At 40.1% G+C, this 15,806-nt stretch carries 10 protein-coding genes and 1 tRNA gene; 8 read left to right on the top strand and 3 right to left on the bottom strand.

Features of this window, described 5'->3' with window-relative positions; genetic code table 11:
* Nucleotides 1-122: 122 nt before the first annotated feature.
* On the bottom strand, nucleotides 123-4,565 hold the full coding sequence (locus Q0058_RS09205) for a translocation/assembly module TamB domain-containing protein (RefSeq protein WP_366869728.1): 4,443 nt from the start codon (nucleotides 4,563-4,565) through the stop codon (nucleotides 123-125).
* A 212-nt stretch (nucleotides 4,566-4,777) separates the two neighbouring features.
* Between Q0058_RS09205 and tsaD the strand changes: the two genes are divergently transcribed.
* From tsaD to Q0058_RS09170, 7 genes are read left to right on the top strand one after another with little or no spacing between them, the layout of a single operon-like run.
* Nucleotides 4,778-5,800 carry a tRNA (adenosine(37)-N6)-threonylcarbamoyltransferase complex transferase subunit TsaD gene (tsaD, locus tag Q0058_RS09200; protein ID WP_298223131.1) on the top strand — a complete coding sequence of 341 codons (1,023 nt, stop codon included), beginning with the start codon at nucleotides 4,778-4,780 and terminating at the stop codon, nucleotides 5,798-5,800.
* 2 nt (nucleotides 5,801-5,802) lie between these two features.
* Nucleotides 5,803-6,513 carry a 16S rRNA (uracil(1498)-N(3))-methyltransferase gene (locus Q0058_RS09195; protein WP_298223129.1) on the top strand — a complete coding sequence of 237 codons (711 nt, stop codon included), beginning with the start codon at nucleotides 5,803-5,805 and terminating at the stop codon, nucleotides 6,511-6,513.
* Between the two features lie 44 nt (nucleotides 6,514-6,557).
* A complete protein-coding gene (locus Q0058_RS09190) occupies nucleotides 6,558-8,324 on the top strand; it encodes a T9SS type A sorting domain-containing protein (RefSeq protein WP_298223127.1) in 1,767 nt (588 codons plus the stop codon).
* Nucleotides 8,325-8,338: 14 nt separating this feature from the next.
* Nucleotides 8,339-8,977 carry a DUF4159 domain-containing protein gene (locus Q0058_RS09185; protein WP_298223125.1) on the top strand — a complete coding sequence of 213 codons (639 nt, stop codon included), beginning with the start codon at nucleotides 8,339-8,341 and terminating at the stop codon, nucleotides 8,975-8,977.
* 10 nt (nucleotides 8,978-8,987) lie between these two features.
* On the top strand, nucleotides 8,988-10,076 hold the full coding sequence (locus tag Q0058_RS09180; protein WP_298223123.1) for an AI-2E family transporter: 1,089 nt from the start codon (nucleotides 8,988-8,990) through the stop codon (nucleotides 10,074-10,076).
* Nucleotides 10,077-10,078: 2 nt separating this feature from the next.
* Nucleotides 10,079-11,263 carry an RsmD family RNA methyltransferase gene (locus tag Q0058_RS09175; protein WP_298223121.1) on the top strand — a complete coding sequence of 395 codons (1,185 nt, stop codon included), beginning with the start codon at nucleotides 10,079-10,081 and terminating at the stop codon, nucleotides 11,261-11,263.
* A 1-nt stretch (nucleotide 11,264) separates the two neighbouring features.
* Nucleotides 11,265-11,840: a hypothetical protein gene (locus Q0058_RS09170; RefSeq protein ID WP_298223119.1), complete on the top strand. Its 576-nt coding sequence runs from the start codon at nucleotides 11,265-11,267 to the stop codon at nucleotides 11,838-11,840.
* On the opposite strand, the gene Q0058_RS09165 is transcribed toward Q0058_RS09170, so the two are convergent.
* The gene (locus tag Q0058_RS09165) at nucleotides 11,837-12,541 is read right to left on the bottom strand and encodes a M15 family metallopeptidase (protein WP_298223117.1); all 705 of its coding nucleotides are present in this window, start codon (nucleotides 12,539-12,541) and stop codon (nucleotides 11,837-11,839) included. The genes Q0058_RS09170 and Q0058_RS09165 overlap by 4 nt on opposite strands.
* Nucleotides 12,542-12,839: 298 nt before the next feature.
* Here Q0058_RS09165 and Q0058_RS09160 point away from each other — a divergent pair, with 298 nt between their 5' ends.
* A complete protein-coding gene (locus tag Q0058_RS09160) occupies nucleotides 12,840-15,245 on the top strand; it encodes a DUF4397 domain-containing protein (protein ID WP_298223116.1) in 2,406 nt (801 codons plus the stop codon).
* A gap of 313 nt (nucleotides 15,246-15,558) precedes the next feature.
* Here the strand turns inward: Q0058_RS09160 and Q0058_RS09155 are convergent.
* A tRNA-Arg gene (locus Q0058_RS09155) sits at nucleotides 15,559-15,632 on the bottom strand.
* Between the last annotated feature and the right edge of the window lie 174 nt (nucleotides 15,633-15,806).

Genomic DNA, 15,806 nt, shown 5'->3' with positions numbered 1-15,806 from the left:
CTGCTATAAAATGATGAAGCTTTTTATTAGTTTAATGGATTTCGTAAATTTCAAACGATTTCGTTAATAAGTTTTTACCGTTTGAATAATTTTGAAGTGATTTACGGAAAGAAATTCAAAAATTAATCATCATTAGGAACCGCTTCCTGATTGTGTTTTTCAGGTTGCGCTTTCTTTTCCTTTTTGTCCTCTTTCTTATCCACAAATTGGATGTAATCGGGAACCATCTGAGAATCCGGGACTTCCTTCACAGGCTTTGGAACGATTTCTATTTTCTGATTCTTGAAAATCTTTCCGAGCAATTGCTTGAATGTCGTGAAATCGACCTGATACGTCAAACCGATTCCTTGCGTGTAACCAATGCCCTGCCCGATATAATTAATATCATTTTCCTTGTTGAACATGCGAAGGTTCAGCGTTCCATCTTCGTTAACGCGGTATTGCACTTCGACATCACCTACAATCGTTGATTCGCTGACGCCACCGACCGGAACTCCAAATTTCCCGTTGATGCTGATGCGGTCGCTGATTTTGGTGGAAACCGTCAATCCTACACGACCATCGGTTTCACGACCCGGATTTCTGTCAGCCGAAACCAAATCGACACCGACTTGAATCTTGTCTTCATTGTCGTTCAATATCGACCCAAAGATATCGCCTACTTTTTCGTAAAGATTATTTGTAATTGAAGTCTGGTTCAATCCGTCAACACTAAGGAAACTACCTGTGGAAAGCAAAACTAATGCTTGCTTCTGGCGCACATCTTTATCATCAAGTTTGGTCTGGATTTCGGATTTCAGTACGGAACTTACTGTCGGAAAATTGATGTTGAAATCAGGTTGTGGATTGCTCAAATTTCCTTTTAATCCAATGACGACTTCTACATCGACTTTCTTATTGAACGATGGATTTTCTATCAGAACGGCCGGATTTGCAGAAGTTTTATAAACGGCTTCAAGATTCAGATTCGCGCGCATCGGATCGCCTTCCCAAGTCACGGAACCTCCTTTTTTAATGGTAAACAACTTGTTGATGATACCGCCATATTTGAAGTTGTAGGTTCCTTCATAAGCTTGAAAATCGCCCCACATATTAAACTTACCAAGCGTATTGATTTTGAACAGCAACGAACCGAAACCTTTACCTTTCATGCCGTGACCGGAATTCCTGTCGAGAATAATCTCCACTTCGGCGTCGGGCGTAATGTCAAAATTGAATTCGAGTTCCACTCCGTTGTCATTCTTCACTGTTTGTGCAATACCTTTCTTGATGTTGAATTTCTCGTTAGGCGTCGTGAAATGAATGTAATTGCTGTCGCCGGTACTTTCCGCATCGTTGATTGGAATTTTGATGCTTGTGCCCTGCTCCGATTTTCCATCGACTTTAATGAATAGGTTGCTGATTGGTCCGGTGATTGTCGCTTCGCCATCCATGAATGCCGTGCCGAAATAAGCCGCATCTTCGCTGTCTTTGGTGTCGAGCGCGAGCAGTCTTTTAGATTCAAGCCCTAAATCGAGGCGCCATTCTGAGAAATTGTTGTGGCCGATGCTTCCGTAAAGCTTGGCTTTGGTGTTGTATTTCGTATCGATCATGTTGGCGTTCCGGATGATGAATTTCTTTTCCGTGACATCCACAACCGTTTGGTCTTCAACTTTATAATCTACATTTAAGTAAGGAATTCCCAAACCAGCCTGATCTACAAAAAGCCGCCCGTTGATATCCAAATCGTCCACGTCGCCACCAACATTGGCGCGTCCTGAAGCAAATCCACGAATGTTAGAAATGACACCGGCGCCCAACGATCCCAAAACACCCAAATTGAACTTTTCAAAACTAAGATCTAAATCTAAGTTTGTTTTCTTATCTACCACTTCAATGGTTCCCTCGGCTTCAAAAGCAGCCACATTTTCATTCTCTATCGTTGAATTCAGATAGAACTTCTCGAAAGCGGCGTCACCAGTGATATTCAGATTCATCACGCCCAAAGCAATATCGTTGAGCTTAAGATTGTCGATCCTGAGTGATGAAGTCGGTTGGTAGATCGAATTGTTCTGTTTGAGATTGATTTCACCATTAAGACTTCCGGTAGTTTTGAATCGATGGTCCATCCGTGGCAATAATCGTTCTAGCTGCACCTGATTGAAACTCAGATTCAAATCCTTAAACGTTTTGTCTTTAATCACGCCATACAATCGCGCTTGTTGGTTGTCGTGCGAAAGAATAATATCTTCAATGTTGAAGTTCTTGAATTTCTTGTCGAACACGATTTTATTATCATTCGCATCTTTTTCATTCAGATACCAAAGAAAATCGTTGAACTTCAATTCAGATTTCTGAATGCCGACTACGTTTTGCCTTTGCGCGTCGATAGTATGATAAAGATTCAGGCTGTACGCATCTTGCCCGGCATCGCCACCTTTGAATTCGGTGCGCAAAAACAAAGTATCTTGCGTAGTGATGTTGATTAAGCTAAAATCTCGGATTTTATAATGTTTCGTCTTGATGCTGTCCAAAGAAATGTAAGCATTGTAAAGCGGATTCTTATTGTCGATATCCACTTTGATGTTGTCAAAGCCATAATCATAAGCCGAAATATTGGGCGACGAAAAATTGAACTTGAAATCATCGGTATCCGAATCAATGTTGCCTCGGAAGCGCGTGTTAGAGCCGATTTCGATTCCGGGATAAAAGACTTCAACGATTTTGTTGTAGATCGTAAAATCAAACTTGAGGTATTGCCCCTTTTTGACAGGATTCCGGGAATAGTTGGCGTACAAACTTCCCGCGGAATTCTCTAGCATTTTCTTGAGTGAATTGATTTCAAATTTACCAACCACTTTCCCTTGGATGATATCAGGCGATTCGATGGCGATGGTTCTTTCATTATCCGCGTCGAAGCTCGAATGCAGCGTGAAATCCTCAAAATAATAATTGTCTTTGTTGTTGTGGTAGGAAGTTGCCGCGAAATGCACGTCGCCTTTGAGATCATCAAGCGTATTGCCAGAAACGTTGACTTTGATGTCGCCTTTAAAAACTGAAATCGAATCCTTCTTCACGAAATTGAGCTTGTGTAAATTGGCGTAATCGATCTTGGTCTCGAAATTATAAGCGATTTCCTTTTTGCCCAAATTGATCAATCCGTTGAAATCGAGGAATAAATTTGGATCGTTGATGAATACTTTGCCTTCAAAAACGGGATTCTTGAATTTCCCGTCGACGATTACTTTGGTGTATGTATAACCGTTGTATTTCAATTTATAAACATCGCCCGAAAATATCGTATTGAGGTTTTTCTGTTTGAATCCTTTACCATCGACGTCAATGTTCATCGTGACTTTCTCGACATCTTTGCGACCTAGAAAAGCACCGACATTGAATTCCTCAAGAATGATGTTGCCTTTATATTGCGCGTCATCGATATGGTCGATATTGCTCATATCGAGTTTCGACTGGATGTTGCCCAGCGCGGTGGTCATATAAAAATCCGCAACGATTGACTTGACAGTAATTTCTGCTTTACCGCGGATATCAAACTGTCCGATTTTCTTGAGCGAAGTCGGTAATTTCGTGCCCAGCACATTCGGAAGCAGTTTCACCAGATTGTCATAATTCGACGATACTTTCTTAAAAGTTCCGTTCATGTAAAAAAACTGCTGACTGTCGCCGAAAAGGTTTTTAAAATTGACATCGCCCACAATCTGCGTATTCTTGCTGTCGATGAGGCTCATCTTGCGCGCCGTCAAATCGTTGAGCGTTCCGGTGACATGCGCCCGCAAAGTGAAATTCTGGTCCTTCCCCATTTCCTTGTAGAAATAGCGGACATCATTCGATGACAAACTGGCCTTATCGACCTGAATATCAAAATGCACTTTGTTGTTGAAATCGTGAAAATCTTCGCGTTTGTAATGCAGCGCTGCCTTGCCTTTAAACTTTGAGTGACTTGTAATGAAATCAAGATCATCGAGCAGAATGTGCTTTTTAGTGTAGGCGAATTTCGCCATGAGATTCTTGATGTAAAGTCCGCGATGGTCCTGAAATGACATTTTTTCAATGACAGTCGTCACATCCGGACCGTGAATTTTGAAATTGCTGACCATGGCATTTAGCCTTGTGAAATCAACATCTTTAGGCACTTCACGGTTTTCATCGGTCAGAATGAAATGACTTTTTTCAAGATATACTTTTTGGGCTGTAAGCAGGAATTTGTGTGTCGAAGGTTTTCCGTTATCAAACGCAGCTATAAACTTATCAATGTTGGTGTCGCTTTCGCCTTTGTAGGTTTTCATGTTGACAAGCATCTCATTGACGCGGATGTTTCCGAAAATCAAATCACCGGCGGTCATTTTCTTTAAATCCAGAATGTTGGTGTTGATGCGGTTGGCGTAAATCAGGGTGTCTTTATGATGATCGCGAATTAATACTTTTTTGAGCTTCACGACACCAAACGAAGTAATGGCAATCTGGCCAATCTGGATGTCGGTTTTGTATTCCTTGTTAAGCCTTTCGGTAACGTATTGCGCAATCTTGGTTTGCACGACCGGCAACGTTAAAGCAATACCAAGCACTAGTATCAATAGTATTAGTAGCAGTAATAAGCGAAGTATTATTTTCCGAGCTCGTTTTATGAGAATGGGCTTTTATTAAATTTTAAAATCGATTTATTTAACTTATGGAAATCAATTCCATTGCTAAAAAAAGGCTAATTTTGGCAGCGCTGTAAAAATAGAATATTTTTAGGGCATTTGTTCAAATATAAATCAAAAATTTGCTTGTGTTTATGCATCGAAACGATGTTTTTATTTTAGCGATTGAAAGCTCCTGTGACGATACTGCAGCGGCTGTACTCCAAAACGACAAAGTGCTGTCGAATGTTGTGGCAAACCAGCTGATTCACAACGAATATGGCGGCGTAGTTCCGGAATTGGCCTCGCGGGCGCACCAACTGAACATCGTTCCTGTGATTGATGCTGCGCTCAAAAAAGCCAATATCACCAAAGAACACCTGTCGGCCATAGCTTTTACGCAAGGTCCGGGTTTGATGGGTTCGTTGTTGGTAGGAAGTTCGTTTGCCAAATCAATGGCTATTGCGCTGGAGATTCCGCTAATTGCCGTGAATCACATGCAGGCGCACATCCTGGCACATTTCATCGACGAACCGGATTTTGACAAACCAACGTTTCCGTTTCTGGCTTTGACCATTTCCGGCGGGCATACACAAATCGTGAAAGTCAAGGATTATTTCGATATGGAAATCATTGGAGAAACCACTGATGATGCAGTCGGTGAAGCTTTTGACAAAAGCGCTAAAATACTAGGATTACCCTATCCCGGCGGGCCTTTGGTCGACAAATATGCACAACAAGGAAATCCAAAAGCTTTTGCCTTCACGAAACCTAAAGCACCTAATCTTGACTTCAGTTTTTCAGGTTTAAAGACGGCGATTTTGTATTTCATCCAGAAACAAATGGCTGAAAATCCTAAATTTATTGAGGAAAATACTGCTGATATCTGCGCTTCAATCCAGCATACGATCATCGAGATTTTGATGGATAAATTGAAACTTGCTGTTAAGCAAACTGGCATCACGCAAATTGCGATTGGTGGCGGCGTTTCTGCGAATTCAGGAATCAGGACTACATTGAAAGAAGCCGAAACAAAATACGGCTGGAAAACCTACATCCCAAAATTTGAATACACGACTGATAACGCAGCCATGATCGGCATTGTGGGTTATCAGAAATACCTAATCGAGAATTTTGAGACTTCAGCTGTTGTTTCGAAAGCAAGAACCACTTTTTAACCATGCAATTATTCTACAATCCGCAGATCAACGAAACTTCAACTGACTTCACTTTTGACCGTGAAGAAAGCAAACACATCGTTAAAGTACTCAGAAAAAAAGACGGCGATATATTGTTTGTTACTAATGGTTTAGGTTTTTTATTTAAAACTGAAATTGTATTAGCGATTGATACGAAATGTACCGTAAAAATCGTAGGGTTTGAAAAAGCTGATACGCCAAAATTTCGTTTGCACCTTGTTGTGGCTCCGACCAAAATGAACGACCGTTTTGAGTGGTTTTTAGAGAAAGCGACCGAAATCGGGATTTCCGAAATCACGCCAATCATCTGCGATCATTCGGAACGCAAACAAATCAAGATTGACCGTTTTGATAAAATTGTGGCTTCTGCGATGAAACAATCGAATCAGTATTATTTGCCAAAACTCAACGAACCGATTACTTTTAAAGATTTCATCAAAAAACAACACGATGGCACTTTATTCATCGCCCATTGTGAGGAAACCAACAAGAAACTGCTAAAAGATTTGTTGCAACCCAAACAGGATATCACCGTCCTGATTGGCCCGGAAGGTGATTTTTCGAATAAGGAAATCGAACTGGCAATCGACCATAAATTCGTTCCGGTTTCTTTGGGAAATACAAGACTAAGAACAGAAACCGCTGCCATCGTTGCGTGTCACAGCGTTGTTTTTATTAATGAGAATTCGTAAAATAATTGTAATATTACTTTTTCAAACAAGCCATAAAAAAATATATGAAAAAATTATACTTCACCCTTCAGTTATTAGGAATCAGTTTGCTCACTACTGCCCAAACGCCTTTAGCTCAAATTAATATTGAATCACCATCTTTAGCCTGTGGACCGGGCCAATGTATAACTTTGGCAACCAATCACACTACAATCAAAGGTACTTCAGATTATGCGATTGCAGCAGTTCCGTTTAATCCGACATTTCCTTTTTTTGGAGGCACTGTGATTCCGCCTTCAGGTGACGACTATTGGTCTCCAGAATTTGTCTTGCCGTTTTCATTCAATTTTTATGGCAATTGTTACAATTCTGTTTTAATAGGAACAAACGGCTTGATTACTTTTGATTTAACCAATAACCAACCGTTTGGAACTTGCCAATGGGCCTTTACTCAACCAATTCCAAATAGTAATTTTCCGATCCGAAATGCCGTTTATGGCGTCTACCAGGATTCCGATATCAGAACGCCTCCAGTGACCAATCCTGCGTTGCAAAACGTAAATTATTACGTATTGGATACTGGTGTAAATGCTGCACCAAACAGGGTTTTTGTGATCAATTTTAATGAATTGCCACAATACCAATGCAACAATAATGTCGGATATCAAACTTCTCAAATCGTGCTTCATGAAACGACCAATATCATAGATATTCTAGTCAAAAACAGAAGTGTGTGTAGTACATGGAACTCCGGTTCAGGCCTTATTGGAATACAAAATCAAGCAGGAACGCAAGCTTTAACACCTCCGGGAAGAAATACAGGAATCTGGACTGCAACTAATGAACAATGGCGCATTACTCCAAATGGTGCTGATGTGCCTGTTGCTTTTGCATGGTCTGTGAATGGTGTGCCGCTTCCGAGCGAAACTTCAGACACTCTAATAGCTTGTCCGATTGGCAACGAATCATACAGTGTCAGCATGTCCGTCGCCAACTGTAACCCTCCTACAGTGCTACAATCGAACTCCGTTTCTGATTTATTGTTGCCTGATCCGGGATTGGGATTACCTGCCAATTTGAGTGTTTGTACGCAATCTCCATTTGTATATACCGTTAATTTGGAATCCAATACTGTTCTGGTTTTATCAGCAATCCCTAATCCTGAGTATTATGAAATACTTTACTACGAAAACTTGGCTGATGCGGAGAATGGTATGCCAAACTTTATTGCAAATCCGATCATTTACACCTTTACTGAAAATAAAACGATTTACATGAGGATTGAAAGTCTTCTCTATGGTTGCGTTTATATCAAATCCTTTGATATCAGTATCATTCCTGTCGTGACACCACCAACAGGTGCGCCTACCCAAAATTTCACCGCCGGACAGACTTTAGCCGATCTGATTGTCAGCGGCGACAACCTGACTTGGTATGATGCTCCAACAGGAGGTAATATGCTTCCGAGCAACACCTTATTGCAGGACAACACCACTTATTACGCCACTCAAACCGTCAGCGGATGCGAAAGCAACAGAAGCGCTAATTCCAACCGTTTTGCTGTTACTACAAATTTAGTGTTGAGCAACGAATCATTTGATATTAATGCGTTTTCAGTTTATCCTAATCCTGTAGGCGAAAAACTTACCGTGGCAGCGAAAGAGAATATTAAATCTGCCATCGTGTATAATGCAATTGGTCAGGAAATAATTCATTTGAATCCTGCCCAAAAAGAAATACAGATCCTTACAGCTTCATTCAACAATGGCGTTTACTTCTTAAAACTCCATACTGAAAAAGAAAGCCGCACGATAAAAATCATTAAAAACTAAGGAACAAAAACGCTATGAAAAAAAGTTGGATGCTCCTATTATTGATCTACAGTTTTTGCCCTGCACAGGAAATAGCCTTGCTCAAATACAGCGGTGGCGGTGACTGGTATGCGAATCCGACTTCTTTGCCCAACCTGATTAAGTTCAGCAACCAGAACATCAACACCAGAATCAAAATGAAACCCGGTGTTGTAGAACCCAGCAGTCCGGATTTGTTGTCGTATCCGTTTGTGCATATGACCGGACACGGCAATGTGGTTTTCAGCGATTCGGATGTAATTAATCTGCGGAACTACCTCACTTCAGGTGGTTTCCTGCACATTGATGACAATTACGGTATGGACGAATTCATTCGTAAAGAAATCAAAAAAATCATGCCCAATGCAGATTTGGTCGAGCTTCCGGCAAGCCATCCGATATTCCAGAAACCGTATCCGTTTCCGGGCGGGATTCCTAAAATCCACGAGCACGACGGCAAACGGCCTCAGGCTTTCGGGATTTTTGTAGAACAGCGTTTGGTCCTTTTATACACTTACGAAACCGATTTGGGCGATGGTTGGGAAGACGCCGAAGTGCATCACGATCCTGCTGAAGTCCGTTTGAAAGCCTTAAAAATGGGTGCTAATATTTTGAATTATATTTTCAACAATTAATTTAAAACAGATGACCTCAAAAATCATAGCGCACGGAATACTCAGAGCCCTAGGAATTACTGTGGCTATTGCAGTGGCGCTTTACTTGCTGTATGAAGTGCAAACCGTGATTCTTTATTTGATCGTCGCGCTGATATTGACTTTGATTGGAAATCCGATTTTAGACTTTTTAAAGAACCGATTGCGATTCAAGCATACTTTGGCAACAGTATTTACGGTGCTTTTCTTCGTATTGATTATCGTAGGATTCATGTTGTTGTTCATTCCTTTGCTGATCAATCAAGGGCAGAATTTATCGCTTTTGAATACAAGGCAAATAGAGAGCAACATCTTGGCCTTGATGGATCAGGTGACCAAATTTTTGGAAAGCCATCACATTGATGCCAAAGCGATCATCAAAGACCAGAAAACAATTTCAGGCTTCAATATCGATTTTATCCCAGACTTTTTGAACACTTTAGTATCCACCATCAGCAGTTTCGGCATTGGACTCGCTTCGGTTTTGTTCATTACTTTCTTTTTCCTGAAAGACCGCAGGCTGTTTATCAATGGCGCAAAAAAACTGATTCCGGACAGTCACGAAGACCAGATTTTAAATTCTCTTGATAAAATCAATCATTTATTGTCACGCTATTTCATTGGTTTGCTGATCCAATTATTTATCGTATTTGTTTTATACTTAATCGTCTTGCTGATTTTTGGTGTCGATAACGCCATCGTGATCGCATTCCTTTGCGGCGTTCTCAATATTGTGCCTTACATCGGACCTATCATCGCGACAGTTTTAGCGGCGATACTCACGATGATTAATCATTTAGGAAGCGATTTTCAAACCGAAACCTTACCAACTACTATTTATGTCCTGATTGGATTTTGTCTTGTTCAGATCATTGACAATAATCTTTCGCAGCCGCTGATTTTTTCCAAAAGTGTGAGTTCCCATCCGCTCGAAATTTTCCTTGTGATACTCATCGCCGGTTTCCTTTTTGGTATTTTGGGCATGATCATCGCGGTTCCGTTTTATACTATTCTCAAAGTGATTGGCAAAGAGTTTTTCCCTGAAAACATCGTCATTCAATTGCTCACCAAAAACATCTAGTGTTGGATTCTAGATTACTTCAACTGCCTGTTCAAAAATTTATAAAAGACCATGTTGATGCGGTTGTCGTACAATTGGCGTTGCAAAAGAATCCGTTTCCTGAAATCAGCTGGAATCTTCTTCTCGAACAAATTGCCTGCAGACAAAAAGCAAAAGACAAATTGCCAACATGGTTTGCTACAGACGATATTATCTATCCGGCTAAGGTTTCCATGGAACAAACTTCTTCTGAAAAAACAGCAGCTTATAAAGCGTCTTTAATTTCAGGAAATTCTATTATTGATCTGACTGGTGGTTTTGGCGTTGATGATTATTACTTTTCAAAAACTTTCAAAAGTGTCGTTCATTGTGAGATGAATGCAACGTTATCGGAAATCGTAGCGCACAACTATCGAAAACTTAAGGTTGAAAATTGCTCGTTTTTTGTAGGCGACAGTTACGATGTTTTAGAAAAAATCAATGAAAATTTTGACTGGATTTATATCGATCCTTCGCGGAGAAATGACAGCAAAGGTAAAGTATTTATGCTCAAAGATTGTCTGCCGAATGTGGTGGAATTGATGGATTTTTATTTCCAATATTCCAACAACATTTTAATCAAGACCGCTCCTATTCTTGACATTACTGCAGGTTTGAGTGAATTGAACAACGTCAAGAAAATCCATATTGTTGCGATTGAAAATGAAGTCAAGGAATTGCTTTGGGAAATCGTTAAAGGTTACGATGGAACTGTTGAAATCAGTACTGTTAACCTGAAGAAAAACAGTGCTGAATATTTTCTGTTTAGCGTATCCGAAAGTACCGAAAACATCAACTATAGTTTGCCGAAAACCTATTTATACGAACCGAATGCAGCTATCATGAAATCGGGCGGTTTCAATGAAGTTGGTTTTCAATTCAATCTCGAAAAACTGCACCAGCATTCACAACTTTACACTTCCGATATGATTATTGATTTTCCTGGAAGGATTTTTAAAATCGAACAATGTATTCCGTATCAAAAAAGCGAAATGAAAACGTGGCTTGAAAATACCAAATCCAATATCACGACTAGGAATTTCCCAGATACAGTTGAAGAAATTCGTAAAAAATGGAAAATCAAAGAAGGCGGAAACCGCTATTGTTTTTTCACAACCGATATGAATAACCGCAAAATAGTTTTACTTTGCGCCAAAATTGAAAACTAGCATGAAATACCTTTTTTTTAGCATCGTCTTTTTATTTTCGAACCTTATTTTTGCTCAGAAACCGTGTGAATTTACTACAAATGTCACGGATTCTATCGGAAGTTATAAAGCCACGAAAGAATATTTGATGTATGAGAAAAACTTTGCAGGGAATTCGAGTTACGTCTTTTATTCGATGGCTATAGCTGACGGAATGCCCATTTTGAATGTTCAGTTTCTCGAGAAAAGCAATGATTTCATCAAAGCGAAATGCCTCGACAAAACTTCGAGGTTATACATTCAGCTCGATAATAATAAGATTGTGACTTTGGTGCATATTGACCAGGAAAGTTGTGGTTCGATGGTGCGTGATGATCAAGGTAAGAACAACCGCATACTGACCGGATATTTTATGTTCCGCAAAGATGATTATGAAGATCTGAGGATGTCGCCAGTATCATTTGTCCGTGTCAAATATGCCACCGATACGACTGATTTTATCATCCGTAAAGCTTTGAAATCAGAATTGGACGGATCATTGTATGAACCCGACACTTATTTTATGAACTTTCTTCATTGCTACGAAGACAAGAACTAATCACATGTCCATTTGAAATTGGAGAGATTCTCTTTTCTGGCATTTTTTAGGTTGTAATGCCACCATTCGCTATCAAAAATCCTGAAACCGGAACGTGTCATGATTTTACGCAACGTCTTGCGGTTTTCTTTGACTTCTTCCGATAGGTTTTCAAAATCATGGCTTGCTTCAGGGCCAAAAAAATCAAAAGGCGTTCCCATGTCGAGTTCTTTTCCGTTGGCATCAACCAATGACATATCAACCGCTCCGCCTCTATTGTGAATCGAACCTTTCTTAGGATCGGCCACGTAATTAGGATTGGATACGATTTCCCACATCTTCTTCTGAACATCAAGCGGGCGATAGCAATCAAAAAGCATGATTTTATAACCTTTCTTCATGAATTTCTCATTGGCTTTAAGCAGCGCTTTGACCGTTTTATAGCGCAAGTAACAGGCTTCACAATCGTACACTTTGGTTTTTAGGAAATTATCGGCTGTGGCGTATTTCATATTGAATACGAAATCCGCGCTATAATCTTTAAGATTTACGAAGGTTGTATCACTGACAAATTCATCTTTTTGATTGGTGATTGCTTTTTCATTGATTAACGTTTCGCTGACTTCCTGTTTGGTTTCTTTTTGGGATAATGATATTTGACTTATGCATGAAGAACATAAAAAGAAACTGAAGGTGTATGTTATAAAAAATTTGAAATTCATTTTTATGAAGATTAGAAAACAAAGTAACAGAATATTATTGATTAAATAAACTTTGCCTTGCTAAGGTTGGCTTCAGCTCTTCTTTAATAATTGTTTAATAGCAAACCACCCAATTTATTAATAGTAATACTTTCATTTATAATAGAATAGCTTTAAAAATTAGAATTCTGAATATTGCTGCATAGCGTCATTTCATTTGATCATATGACAGTAGTTAAAAAAATATAAAATTTATTATTGTTTAATCTTTTGCTGAAAAGTTTAAACTAATTTTAGACTTCAACTAAAAAACACTATCATGAAAAAAATTACAAACTATCTTAGATTTGGGCTTTTATTACTCTTTAGTAACATTGCTTTTTCGCAGACTGCCCGTGTTCAGGTCATTCACAACTCAGCCGATGCCGCTGCAGAATTTGTTGATGTGTACTTAAATGGTGCGCTGTTGCTTGACAATTTCAAATTCAGAACCGCAACGCCATTTATCGATGCGCCTGCAGGAGATCCTATTCAAATTGACATTGCGCCTAGTAACAGTACTTCGGTGGCTCAAAGTATTTACAACATCGCACCGACGCTCACAGAAGGAGAAACTTATGTAGTCATTGCCAACGGAATTGTAAGTTCAACAGGTTATTCACCTAGTCAGCCTTTTGGATTGTCTGTTTTTGCTCAAGGAAGAGAAAGCGCTTCGAATGTTGCGAACACCGATGTCTTGGTAAATCATGGCTCTACAGATGCGCCAACGGTCGATGTTGTTGAAACCAGTGTTCCGGCAGGAACCATCGTTGATGATATTTCGTTTCCGAACTTCTCTTCAAATTATTTGGAGTTGCCACCAGCCAATTATACCTTGGAAGTTAGAGATGCAACCGGAACGGTAGTCGTAGCAACTTATGCTGCTCCAATAGCGACTTTATCTTTGCAAGGAAAAGCCTTGACAATAGTTGCCAGTGGATTCTTGAATCCAGCAAACAATAGCAACGGGCCAGCCTTTGGATTGTGGGTTGCTTCGGCTTCCGGTGGTGATTTGCTTCCGCTGCCTTTGGTAACTCCAGCTCCAACCGCTCGAGTTCAGGTCATTCACAATTCAGCCGATGCCGCTGCAGCATTTGTTGATGTCTATTTAAATGGTACACTATTGCTTGACAATTTCAAATTCAGAACCGCCACGCCATTTATTGATGCGCCTGCAGGAATTCCTATTCAGATTGACATTGCGCCCAGCACTAGTACTTCGGTGGCTCAAAGTATTTACAACATCGCCCCTACGCTTACCGCTGGAGAAACTTATGTAGTTATTGCCAACGGAATTGTAAGTCCGACAGGTTATACACCAAGCCAACCTTTTGGATTGTCTGTTTTTGCTCAAGGAAGAGAAACTGCTTCGAATGTTGCGAACACCGATGTGTTGGTAAATCATGGCTCTACAGATGCGCCAACGGTTGATGTTGTTGAAACCAGCGTTCCGGCAGGAACTATCGTTGATGATATTTCGTTTCCGGATTTCGCTTCCAACTATTTAGAGCTGCCAACAGCCAATTACACTTTAGATGTCAGAGATGCAACTGGAACGGTAGTCGTAGCAACTTATGCTGCTCCGTTAGCTACTTTATCATTACAAGGCCAAGCTTTGACAGTAGTCGCTAGTGGATTCTTGAATCCAGCAAACAATAGCAACGGGCCAGCCTTTGGATTGTGGGTAGCTTTGGCTTCCGGTGGCGATTTGATTCCGTTGCCTTTGATAACCCCAGCTCCAACCGCTCGAGTTCAGGTCATTCACAACTCAGCCGATGCCGCTGCAGAATTTGTTGATGTGTATTTAAATGGTACGCTGTTGCTTGACGATTTCAAATTCAGAACCGCTACGCCATTTATCGATGCACCGGCGGGAGTTCCTATTCAGATTGACATTGCGCCTAGTGCCAGTACTTCGGTGGCTCAAAGTATTTATAACATCGCACCGACGCTCACAGAAGGAGAAACTTATGTAGTGATTGCAAACGGAATTGTAAGTCCGACAGGTTATTCACCTAGTCAGCCTTTTGGATTGTCTGTTTTTGCTCAAGGAAGAGAAACTGCTTCAAATCCTGCAAACACTGATGTATTGGTAAATCACGGATCCACTGATGCGCCAACGGTTGATGTTGTTGAGACCAACGTTCCGGCGGGAACTATTATTGACGATATTTCGTTTCCTAACTTCTCTTCGAATTATTTAGAGTTGCCAACAGCCGATTACACTTTAGATGTTAGAGATGCTACCGGAACTGTAGTCGTAGCAACTTATGGCGCTCCATTAGCTACTTTGTCCTTACAAGGACAAGCTCTGACAGTGGTGGCCAGTGGTTTTTTAAATCCCGCAAACAATAGCAACGGGCCGGCTTTCGGATTATGGGTGGCTTTGGCTACAGGCGGCGAATTGATTCCGTTGCCTTTGTTACCTTTGGCTATTGAAAACTTTGCTACTTCTAATATTTCCGTTTATCCTAATCCCGCTTCTGAAGAACTTAATATTGCTATTCCATTTTCTTTCAATGCTACTTCAGGAAGAATTACAGATGTTAGCGGAAGAGAAATTTTAAATTTATCAAAGATGACAAACAAAATAGATATTTCTAATCTATCCAATGGGATGTATATTTTAGACATTCTTGTCGACGGCAAACCTTTCCAAAATAAGTTTATTGTCAGCAAAAAATAAATTTAAATAAGACTTGATTGAAAAGGCTGTGATACAAAATCACAGCCTTTTTATTTTAAAGCCAAGTCTAAACAAAAAGCCTTCCCAAAGGGAGGCTTTTTGTAAGCGCAGAAGGATTTACTAAGTACATCAATCATAGTACTAATTTGAAAACCCATAGATAAATTGAAATGAATTTCATCTTATCATAATGTAACGAGAAGGATTCACTGCGTGCATCCATCAAAGCTCCGCTTTGAAAATCAAAACCCGGATAAAAATAAATTGAAAGCTCGCTTTCAATTTATTTTTATCCGGGTTTTCGATTCATTCGTGAGCGCAGAAGGATTCGAACCTTCGACCGCCTGCTTAGAAGGCAGGTGCTCTATCCAGCTGAGCTATGCACCCATTTTTCTTTTAAAACTTAATGGAAAAGTTTATTTTTTATGACAAGATTACTCGCGTGATCCTGTAGTAGGGTCGGTGCTAAACAAATCCCAAAGCCTTGCAGGCTTAGCGGTCTTTTTAAGATTTTTGAAAGCTAGAATGAATCGGCTTTCAAAAATCTTAAAACCCCCTTCC

The sequence above is a fragment of the Flavobacterium sp. genome (genome assembly GCF_027484705.1).
In the GTDB taxonomy this organism is placed as follows: domain Bacteria; phylum Bacteroidota; class Bacteroidia; order Flavobacteriales; family Flavobacteriaceae; genus Flavobacterium.
The sequence above is the reverse complement of the archived record's forward strand: the minus strand, read 5'-3'. Positions and strand labels throughout refer to the sequence as shown.

Coding starts and splice junctions, on each gene's coding strand:
- Q0058_RS09180 (WP_298223123.1), top strand. CDS start 8,988: ATGACCTCAAAAATCATAGCGCACGGAATACTCAGAGCCCTAGGAATT.
- Q0058_RS09170 (WP_298223119.1), top strand. CDS start 11,265: ATGAAATACCTTTTTTTTAGCATCGTCTTTTTATTTTCGAACCTTATT.
- Q0058_RS09160 (WP_298223116.1), top strand. CDS start 12,840: ATGAAAAAAATTACAAACTATCTTAGATTTGGGCTTTTATTACTCTTT.
- tsaD (WP_298223131.1), top strand. CDS start 4,778: ATGCATCGAAACGATGTTTTTATTTTAGCGATTGAAAGCTCCTGTGAC.
- Q0058_RS09185 (WP_298223125.1), top strand. CDS start 8,339: ATGAAAAAAAGTTGGATGCTCCTATTATTGATCTACAGTTTTTGCCCT.
- Q0058_RS09195 (WP_298223129.1), top strand. CDS start 5,803: ATGCAATTATTCTACAATCCGCAGATCAACGAAACTTCAACTGACTTC.
- Q0058_RS09190 (WP_298223127.1), top strand. CDS start 6,558: ATGAAAAAATTATACTTCACCCTTCAGTTATTAGGAATCAGTTTGCTC.
- Q0058_RS09165 (WP_298223117.1), bottom strand. CDS start 12,541: ATGAATTTCAAATTTTTTATAACATACACCTTCAGTTTCTTTTTATGT.